Annotated in this window: 7 protein-coding genes; 3 read left to right on the top strand and 4 right to left on the bottom strand. The window is 59.8% G+C overall.

The window, feature by feature from the left end:
* A partial coding sequence (locus tag HK28_RS09325) for a cupin domain-containing protein (protein ID WP_086644319.1) occupies nucleotides 1-488 on the top strand: 488 nt, incomplete at its 5' end.
* A gap of 12 nt (nucleotides 489-500) precedes the next feature.
* On the opposite strand, the gene HK28_RS09330 is transcribed toward HK28_RS09325, so the two are convergent.
* A complete protein-coding gene (locus tag HK28_RS09330; protein ID WP_158093438.1) occupies nucleotides 501-1,970 on the bottom strand; it encodes a PLP-dependent aminotransferase family protein in 1,470 nt (489 codons plus the stop codon).
* A 145-nt stretch (nucleotides 1,971-2,115) separates the two neighbouring features.
* On the opposite strand from HK28_RS09330, the gene HK28_RS09335 reads away from it, so the two are divergent.
* Entirely contained in the window at nucleotides 2,116-2,790 is a 675-nt protein-coding gene (locus HK28_RS09335; RefSeq protein ID WP_086644321.1) for a pyridoxamine 5'-phosphate oxidase family protein, read from the top strand.
* A gap of 17 nt (nucleotides 2,791-2,807) precedes the next feature.
* On the opposite strand, the gene HK28_RS09340 is transcribed toward HK28_RS09335, so the two are convergent.
* Together HK28_RS09340 and HK28_RS09345 are read right to left on the bottom strand one after the other, a co-directional pair.
* Nucleotides 2,808-3,614 (bottom strand): aminotransferase class IV, encoded by an 807-nt coding sequence (locus HK28_RS09340; protein ID WP_086644322.1) that lies wholly within the window; start codon nucleotides 3,612-3,614, stop codon nucleotides 2,808-2,810.
* The gene (locus tag HK28_RS09345; RefSeq protein ID WP_086644323.1) at nucleotides 3,611-4,924 is read right to left on the bottom strand and encodes an anthranilate synthase component I family protein; all 1,314 of its coding nucleotides are present in this window, start codon (nucleotides 4,922-4,924) and stop codon (nucleotides 3,611-3,613) included. The genes HK28_RS09340 and HK28_RS09345 overlap by 4 nt, the downstream gene beginning before the upstream one ends.
* A gap of 407 nt (nucleotides 4,925-5,331) precedes the next feature.
* On the opposite strand from HK28_RS09345, the gene HK28_RS09350 reads away from it, so the two are divergent.
* Entirely contained in the window at nucleotides 5,332-6,792 is a 1,461-nt protein-coding gene (locus HK28_RS09350) for a catalase (protein WP_086644324.1), read from the top strand.
* A 350-nt stretch (nucleotides 6,793-7,142) separates the two neighbouring features.
* Here HK28_RS09350 and HK28_RS14310 read toward each other — a convergent pair.
* Nucleotides 7,143-7,520, bottom strand: a 378-nt coding sequence (locus tag HK28_RS14310; RefSeq protein ID WP_233140459.1) for a hypothetical protein, incomplete at its 5' end; no start/stop codon positions are given.

Raw genomic sequence — 7,520 nt, forward strand, 5'->3', positions numbered from 1 at the left:
ATCGCCGCATCCTTCATCTTCTATCTCAAAGAATGAGTCCTGAGCCTATCTTCGCCGTTTCCGCCTCATTTGCCGCCTCGTCGGTTGAGCAAAAACTGGAAACGACCACAGTGGCTCCGGTGGCCGAAAGCGCGACAAATTTGATACACTCCAAGGACGCCGTGACCCTTCGTGAATTCGCGGGGCGAAGCGCCCCGATAAGGTCGGAAAGACAGAGTGTGGCGTTATTCGTTCTGCCGTCAGGCGCCGCGACGCCTGTAAGTTACAATACTGAGGGAGAGAAACTCATCCTCGTGCGCAGAGGCCGGGGGAATGTTCGTGTTGGCGACAAGACATGGCCGGTGAACGCTGGCGATATTGCGTCATTTCCTGCTGGTCAGCCGCATCGAGTAGCGGCAGATGCGGGTAAGACGTTGAAGTTCTATGCGATCAGCAGCCCCGCCTTCGGACCAGCCACGTATCGCGAGGTTTTGCCAGCGCCTAAATGATGGCGGTAAGTATCAATCGATCGCGCCGCGTCCGATCACGTATGACAGTTTCTCCAGATCGGGACGTGTGGCCCGGGCGACGCCGATCAATATTCCGCGCGACGGCGCGCTTCCAGAGGAAGTCAGACACATTGGTGAAAGAGCGCGAACACCGAACCCTGCCGCCTGCAATCTGTTCTGGAGCGTGATGTCGTCGATTGTGGGGTCGCGAAAGCGGAGCAGAAGTTGCAACCCGCCCGTTCCCGGCCCGATCTCGATAGAGTTGCCCAGCCTTCGGGACAACTCCTCGACTACAAGATTCATCCGCTCGGCGTAAAGTTTGGCCATGCGGCGTATATGTCCGCGCAGATGTCCGTCGCGGATGAAATCCGCTAACGCAGCCTGCACGTGCGCCGGAACAGACAATCCTCGCTCTCGCATCATGGAGCGTACCGGGTCGACATACCGACGTGGAAGTATGGCGTACGCGACACGCATTCCGGGCGCAAGCACCTTCGCCATCGTGCCGCAATACGCGACCGTTTCATGTCGGTCTATACCCTGCAATGCGGCTATCGGTCGACCATCGTATTGAAATTCGGCGTCGTAGTCGTCCTCTATGACGATTGCATCCGACCGTCGCGCCTGATCTAACAGCGCTAGGCGCCGCGACAAACTCATTGTCACTCCCGTAGGATACTGGTGCGATGGCGTTACATAGATCAGCCGTGGGCGCGGCAACCTTGCGGTTTCGCATGCGATGCCCTGAGCGTCGCAAGCTACAGGGACGAGGTCGGCGCCACGTGCGGCGAGAATGTCTCGCGCGGCGACGTAGCCGGGATTCTCGAACCATGTAACGCGGCCGTCAGGATCAGCGGGACGAAGGGTCACTTCGGCCAGTAATGAAATCGCGACGCGTGTCGACGGCACGATCACGACCTGTGACAGGTCGGCCAGAACGCCGCGATACTGCCGGGCGTGATCGAGCACAGCCTGACGTAAAATTGCCAACCCTTCCGGCTCGTCATAACTAAGGTCGTGAACGATCAACGATCTGGCCCTCGCGCCGAGGCATCGCGCCCACGAAGCATGGGGAAATTCGGTCACGTCCGGTTCGCCTGTGCGCAGTTTTTCCTGTCGCCCGACGATCGGGCCCTTCAACGACGTGTCGTTCAGTGCGGAGTTGTCTCGCTGAGGAGAAGTGACCTCATTCGCAGACATCTGGCCGGAAAATGTCAAATCCGGAAGCGTCGCGACAACGCTGGCGGCGCCGGAACGTGAAACCACGTAACCTTCGCCATGCAGCCGATCGTAAGCTTGCACGACGGTCGAACGTGACACCTCGCAGGCGTCGGCCATGCGGCGTGTTGAAGGCAGCCGCGCCCCTGCCGACAGGCGCCGGTCGAGGATGGCGTCGCGCATGGCGCGGTAAATCTGGCCTTCCAGATCGCCCTGCGTGCGATCTGGCTGAATCCATCCTTGGGGGAGGTCCAATGTCGCCATCTCCGATCCACTGCAGCGAACTGGTCTGCTCATTAAGTAAAAACTGGACCATGAGCCCATACCAGAATCACGCCATTACACAACTGCGGTCGCAAATCGCCTCGCCCACTCGTCTTAATTTCCCCCGCTCCATCCGAGATGCCCCATGCCCGACACGCCGTCCGATACGTTTCCGGTCACTCAACGCTCCCGTATCCGCAGGGCGCATCAGCGCGGCAGCTACGTCCGGGATGACGTCTACGCAGTGATTGACGCGAGCCCTCTGTGCCATGTTGGTTATGTTATCGATGGCGAGCCGTATGTGACGCCGACGATACACTGGCGTGAAGGCGACGTTCTTTACTGGCACGGTTCAGCCGCCAGCCGTTTTCTGGAAAGCGTGGTCGGCGCCCGCGCCTGCGTGACATGCAGTCTGATGGACGGCTACGTCATGGCGCGTTCGGCGTTCAATCATTCGGTGAACTACCGATCGGCGATGGCCTTTGGCGTCGCGGAACTGGTCGACGATCCAAACCACGCAGCTGACGCGTTGCGGCGGTTTGTGGAGAACCTGTTTCCCGGCCGCTGGGACAGCCTTCGCCCCATGACCGGGCAGGAACTCAAGGCCACCTCGGTGCTCCAGATGACGATCGAAGAAGCCACGGTTAAAGTTCGTGACGCTCCGCCCGGCGACCCGCAGGAGGCTGACGTGCCAGTATGGGCGGGCGTGATCCCGATGGTGACCCGCCTGGGAGCACCAGTCCCCGCCCCGGAATTGCCGAAAGAAACGCCGTTTCCCGAAGAGCTGGCGCGGTTGATTGCGTCGGGCCGTCTGCGCTGAACCTGACCATGCGGCTGTCAGCCGAAAAGAAACTGGCGCAGGGTCTTTTCGGTGTCAGCGTCTTGCCGCAACCGGTATGCGCCGATGTTGTCAATGGCGCGGAGCGTGAGCGCCGAAACCAGCCATCCCGCCTCAACGTCATGCAGACGCGAGAGCGGGAGCGACGCCTCACTGCAGAGCCCTGCCTCAAGCAATCTTGCGCGGGACGTGCCGGGCAGCGCTCCGTCGTCGAGAGACGGCGTCGTCAGTGCACCGTGGCTCAGGAAGACCACATTGGCGGCGCTTCCCTCAGCGACTGCGCCGTTCGCGCCCGGCAGCAGAGCGTCGTCGTATCCTGCCGCTGACGCTTCGAGACGGGCCATGACGCCCGGCAGGTAATTCAACGATTTGATCTGACTTAACGGAGAGGTCCCGTCGCGGGTGAAGCGGCTTACATGCATGCGCGCCGGGGTTGAGAATGGGGCGGGCGTGGCAGGAGAACACGTCAGTAGCATCGTGAGCGACGGTCTGACGGGCGGCTCCAGTCCGCGTGGCCCCGGCCCGCGCGTCACGGTAAGGCGCATCGACCCGTCGCGGAGTTTTGAAGCGCCGATCAGATCCTTCACGCCGCCGCGAAGCGTCGCAAAATTTGGTGGAAACATCATGAGAATGGCGCAGCCTTGGGCCAGCCGCTCCAGATGGCGTTCAAGATGCGGCGCGACGCCTCCCGCCACACGAATGGTCTCGAAAAGCCCGTCGCCCAGTAGAAAGCCTCTATCCGCCGGATCTATGCGAGCTTCAGCCGCTGTAAGGACGTGGCCATTCAACCACAAAAGGCCGCTCACTCCTCAAAAGCCGAAAGAATGGGCGCTGCTTTCAACAGCATTTCTTCGTACTCCCGCTCGGGATCCGACAGCCACGTAATGCCTCCGCCCGCGCCGATCCGCAACGTGTCCCCTGCCCGCTCGACGCTACGGATCACTACGGAACTGTCCATTGCGCCGTCGGCGCCGATGCGAAAAACACTGCCGCAGTACGCGCCGCGCGCCGAGACCTCGACCTCGTCGATAATCTCCATAGCACGCCTTTTCGGCGCGCCGGTGACCGATCCGGGGGGCAACGTCGCTCGGAGCAGGTCAACGGCGTCGACCCCGGGGCGCAGTTCTCCTTGTATGGCGGAAACAAGATGATGCAGATGGGGAAAACGCTCCACCACGCAAAGTTGTGGAACTGTGACCGAGCCAATCGCACACACGCGCCCGATGTCGTTGCGCATCAGGTCGGTTATCATAAGATTTTCCGCATTTTCCTTCTCGTCCTGCGCGAGCATTGCGGCGTAGGCTGCGGTTTCTTCATGGTTCGTGCCCGGAGGGGCAGTCCCTTTTATCGGCCGTGTCTCGACCTTGCCTCCCGGCGAAAGGGAAAGGAAGCGCTCGACCGAGGCACTGAGCAGGGAGAAGCCAGGCGAGCGGAGATACGCTCCAAACGGCGCCGGGGACCCTTCGCGCAGCGCACCATATGCAGCGATTTCGTCGAAAGCCTCTGGCGCGTCAGCTTTCCAGCGCATGGTTACGTTGGCCTGAAAGATGTCGCCTTCGCCGATCAGGCGAATTACCTCGCGCACGGTGTCCAGCCATTGCGTGCGCTCCATATCGGGTGCGAAGCGTAGCGGCGTCTTGAGCTGCGGCACTGCATGCGCGTGCGTGCGGCGGCTGGGAGGACTTCCTGACTGGAAGCACCGTCGGTCAAGACGGTCGAAAGCGATCACGGAATCATAGGAGGCGGCGATTAACGTCGGCGCGGGACTATCATGACGGCACGGCGTGCGCTCTGCAAACATGCCCGCCTCGTAGGACGCCAGACCGACAACCCCCCTGCCGAATGGCGGTGCTCCGGCTAAAGCGTCAGACGCGCGGATACCCGCTCGCATGTCGCGAAGATGGTCCCATGGGTCGCCTGACACGGCCTGTCCGTTGCGCATTGCCTGCCGCCCGCGGACAACCAATGTTTCTACTGGGTTGTAGCACAGGTAGGACCAGCGGGAGCGCTCCCCTGGTTCCCCGCCACTGTCCAGCAAGGCAAGCCACTCTCCGTCGTCGAGCGTCCGCAGCGCGCTCCAGGGATCCGTCCATGCTACTTCCTGCACGCCTCTCATGGCGCTCGTTTACATGGAGGACGGTGGAGACGGAAGGCGTCGAGAATGGCCGCCTTCGGCTGGACGCCGACGACGATGGAACTCCCTTCCCTCACTGCGCGCTCCGGATACAATGAAGTAACAGAATGATGAGCGTTGAAGGGGCTCGACATCGTCGCGACAAGGCGCATGTATTGAGCGTGGGGACCACCGAACGACGCTTTCCGCGTGTGCGGCGAACAAGACCAAGATGCCCGCCAACTCGTCTCGCTCTCTGTATCAAAGCGCCCGGAAAGCGCGGAGATGCGGCGCCTGTGGCCTTCTCGTTCGACCGAGAGGCGCTCAGTAACGAGCCAGAGTTTGGCTGGACACGTTCCCATCAGGGCATTTTTTACTACGCGTAGGCATACGTTTCAGGAGCTTGAACGATGAGCGCTTCCGATCTGGACATCCACACCACGGACTCCGGCATTCCAGTTTCCGACGACCAGTTTTCGCTGAGCGTCGGCGCGGATGGGCCGCTCTTGCTGCACGACCACTACCTTATCGAACAGATGGCGGCCTTTAACCGGGAGATGATCCCTGACCGGCAGCCTCACGCCAAAGGCGGCGGAGCGTTTGGCTATTTTGAGGTCACGCAGGATCTCAGCCGCTATACGAGCGCGAAATTTCTTCAGCCCGGAGCTCGCACCGAGGTTGTGGCGCGCTTTTCGACTGTTGCGGGCGAGGCCGGAAGCCCAGACACTTGGCGCGATCCACGCGGGTTCGCTCTCAAATTTTATACTGAAGACGGCAATTTCGACATGGTCGGGAACAACACGCCGGTGTTCTTTGTGCGTGACCCGATGAAGTTTCAGCATTTCATTCATTCGCAAAAGCGCCGGGCCGACAGTGGCCTGCGCGACAACGATATGCAGTGGGATTTCTGGACCCTGAATCCCGAAACGGCGCATCAGGTGGCGTGGCTGATGGGAGATCGAGGCATCCCGGCGAGCTGGCGCCATATGGACGGATTTTCCAGCCATACATATATGTGGGTCAATGCGGCAGGTGAGCGCTTCTGGGTCAAGTATCACTTCAAGACGGATCAGGGAATCAAGTTCCTGACGCAGGCGGAGGCCGGGAAACTCGCTGGACAGGACGCCGATTATCACCGTCGCGACCTGCATGTGGCGATTAAACGCGGCGAGCATCCAAGCTGGACGCTGAAGATGCAGATCATGCCATATGAAGAAGCCAAAGATTACCGCATCAACCCGTTCGACCTCACCAAGGTCTGGCCACAAGGCGAATATCCGCTGCAGGAAGTTGGACGGCTAGTGCTGGACCGTAATCCGACAGATTTCTACTCCCAGATCGAGCAGGTTGCGTTCGAACCGAACAATTTCGTCCCCGGCACCGGGCTTTCACCAGACAAGATGTTACTGGGTCGTTCTTTCGCCTACGCTGACGCCCATCGTGCGCGGTTGGGCGTCAATTACAAGCAGATCCCGGTAAACGCCCCCAAATGCCCGGTTCACGCCTATACCAAGGGCGGGGCGATGCGGATGACGAATGCGAGTGATCCCGTCTATGTCCCGAACTCGAAAGGCGGTCCGGTCGCGGACCCGAAACGCTACCCGGAGAATGCGGTGTGGTCCACCGACGGGTCGTTCATGCGCTCGGCCTATACACTACGGCCTGACGATGATGATTTCAGTCAGGCCCGGATACTGGTCACCCGAGTGATGGATGACGCTGCGCGCGATCGTCTTGTTAACAATGTGGTCGGCCATGTGTTAGGCGGGGTCGAGGAACCGGTTCTCTCGCGGGTGTTCGAATACTGGTCGAACATCGATCCGACCTTGGGGCAACGTATTCGTGACGGAGTTCAGGCGGGGAAAGCCTAAAGGAGGTTGTCCTCTGGGGTTCGCCGCTTTCGCGGCGAGCCCACCCATCGGGCGAGGAGAGTGGCGGCATACGGGGGAAAATCTGGATTTGAGTGTTTGGGTGGTCAACGTCGTGAGCCAAAACGCTCAACGTCTGGGCCGACAGGGTCGGTCGTCACACGATATCGGTCGAACGTATCGGCGCCAGAATTGAGTGTGGCATTGGCCGCAATGGCCTTGCGGAGACGTTGTGCGGTTTAATCTGCGATTATCATCGCGATGATGCGAATGTATTAGAAAATCTTGCAACTAATTATTAAGGTCAAGACCGGTATTGGTCCTGCCTTCACGGCAATCGGGAAAGTCTGAACTTAAGGCCTCGGTATCGTCGTTAAATCGCCGAGCGGGCCGAGGCAACGGGGCCATAGCAACGCAACCGACAGAGGCATAAGAATTACCATTGAGACAATAGAAAATGCCTGCGCGGCATAACCGTAATTTCCGGATATGGCGACACCGCCAAAGAATATAAAAACCACGAGCCACGCTATGGCAACAATTAAAGTGACACGGGTTGCGTCAAAGGAGGCGATCACCGGAATTTCTGTCGGGCATACCCGCGTAAAAAAATGTCCCACAAGCGCCACTGAGGGGGCGAACAAAAACGGAAATAGCGTCATGACGCCGACATGCAGACCACCTGGAGGGTTTGAAAAGCCCCTTGGCTCTGACCTGTTCTGTGTGATTCC

It is taken from the genome of Acetobacter sp. DsW_063, assembly GCF_002153745.1.
In the GTDB taxonomy this organism is placed as follows: Bacteria; Pseudomonadota; Alphaproteobacteria; order Acetobacterales; family Acetobacteraceae; genus Acetobacter.